Here is a 1,089-nt window from a genome sequence, read left to right as displayed (position 1 = left end):
CAAGGTCCCAATCTGCTTTGCAGGCTATGATGCCTCCGACATCGCATGGGTTATCCCTGTTCCCGGCCTGACCGGTCTCGCCATCACATCGCGTCGCTCTTACAACCTCATGGAGCCGATTGATCGGCTCGATCTGATTTCTGCTTCAGTGTCTCGTCTTCTGCGCAACTTACGCTGCAAGGTTCGGAGCATGACGCGCTTGATAGGTTTCGCCGCGCGTCATGATAGCCCACACCACGCGGGCCATCTTGTTTGCCATCGCTACGCTCGCCACGCGCGCTGGCTTCCTGGCGAGCAACGCCAGGAGGCGCGGATCCGCAGCCTCGGGCTTATGCCTTGCCCGTCGGACCAGAGAGGTCGCGCCGATCACCAGGAGCTTTCTCAGGTACCGGTCGCCCATCTTGGTGATGTGCCCGAGACGGTCCTTTCCGCCGCTCGAGTTTTGCGAAGGTGTCAGCCCGAGCCAGGCGGCAAACTCTCGACCCGAGCGGAACTGACCCGGATCAGCAACCGAGGCCGCCAACGCAGTGGCACCGATCGGGCCAATGCCAGGTATGGTCGATAGACGCCGTGCCACTTCATTCGTTCTTTGCTGGGCAAGGATCGACCGGTCAATGGTCTGGAGCCGGGCATGGGTGTCGAGCACCTGCTCGCACAGGAGACACAGAATCTGCAGTGCCATTGCCGGTACGTCCAATGTGGATTTCTTCGCGGCTATCTGGCGCGCCAGCTTAAGCGCCCGCTCCAAACCTTCGGGAATATCGATACCGAACTCGGCCAACAGGCCGCGGATCATATTCACCAGCTGCGTACGTTGCTTGACCAGAAGATTACGGGTGCGGTGAAGCGATAGGGCCGCTTGCTGCTCGGCTGACTTCATCACGACGAAACGCATGGTCGGGCGTGTTACCGCCTCGCAAATCGCTTCCGCGTCCACCGCATCATTCTTTCCGCGCTTCACATAGGGCTTCACGTAGGACGGTGGCATCAGGCGGACTTCATGACCGACCTCCGTCAACTCTCGAGCCCAATGATGCGATGTGCCGCACGCCTCCATGCCGATCAGGCAGGGCGGCAACTTGGTGAAGA

General features: G+C 60.3%; 1 protein-coding gene. It reads right to left on the bottom strand.

The annotated features are described in order from the left end of the window. Positions 1-169: 169 nt before the first annotated feature. The coding region (locus AU465_RS33065; protein ID WP_192257209.1) for an IS110 family RNA-guided transposase at positions 170-1,089 on the bottom strand (920 nt) is incomplete at its 5' end.

It is taken from the genome of Mesorhizobium silamurunense (assembly GCF_014843905.1).
Classification (GTDB): Bacteria; Pseudomonadota; Alphaproteobacteria; order Rhizobiales; family Rhizobiaceae; genus Mesorhizobium; species Mesorhizobium silamurunense.
This window is presented reverse-complemented; position numbering and strand designations above follow the sequence as displayed.